This window comes from Limnospira sp. PMC 1279.21 (genome assembly GCF_032349615.1).
Classification (GTDB): Bacteria; Cyanobacteriota; Cyanobacteriia; order Cyanobacteriales; family Microcoleaceae; genus Limnospira; species Limnospira fusiformis.
Genome location: NZ_JARPLU010000496.1, coordinates 1 through 581, shown reverse-complemented (window position 1 = coordinate 581; position 581 = coordinate 1). Strand labels below are relative to the sequence as shown.

Annotated in this window: 1 protein-coding gene and 1 pseudogene; both read right to left on the bottom strand. The window is 45.3% G+C overall.

Annotated elements, in window-relative coordinates; genetic code table 11:
- Nucleotides 1–240 (bottom strand): IS630 transposase-related protein (locus P5683_RS25625; protein ID WP_315641275.1); only part of this gene is annotated, 240 nt, incomplete at its 3' end.
- A 131-nt stretch (nt 241–371) separates the two neighbouring features.
- A pseudogene (locus P5683_RS25620) lies at nt 372–581 on the bottom strand (hypothetical protein); the annotation flags it as partial.

Sequence of the window (581 nt, the reverse complement as noted above, 5' to 3'; positions counted from 1 at the left end):
GTGGCCATGCTCTTGGGCAAAAGCCTTGAATTTATGCCAGTCGGTAATTTTGTGGCTATGACCAGGTGGGCGATTAAGTTTAGGGAGGAAGTCGCCGGTGTGTTCTTTTCTTTGCAGCCAGAGATGGATAGTATTCCTGCTGACATGGAAAAATTGACTGGCTTTGGTTTTGGACATACTGTATAGTTCAATTGCATTGATAACTTTTTGTCTAAGGTCGTAACTGTAGGGAGCTGGCATGTTGGGTCTTCTGTAGATATCCTTGCCATTATACGTCCTAAGTGTTCTGTCTTGTGCTATAACATGAGGGTAATAGGTTCGGGGAGCCAGAAAATAAATAGCACCCCCCGCTGGAACGAGGGGCGCTTGATTTACTCTGACACCTGCTGGAGGACTTCCTTTCGGATTTTCTCCATTTGCTCTTTCATTTGAGATTGATAGTCCCTATTTGCTTGAAGTCGTTGCTCTAGTCGAGCCTCATGACTTTTGACGTACTCATGAAAGCCAGCAAACAACTCATCCAGCAGGCCTAAGTACAGGACAAAAGTTGTAGAGCCTGGTGAAACCGCCCTGAAAACAAA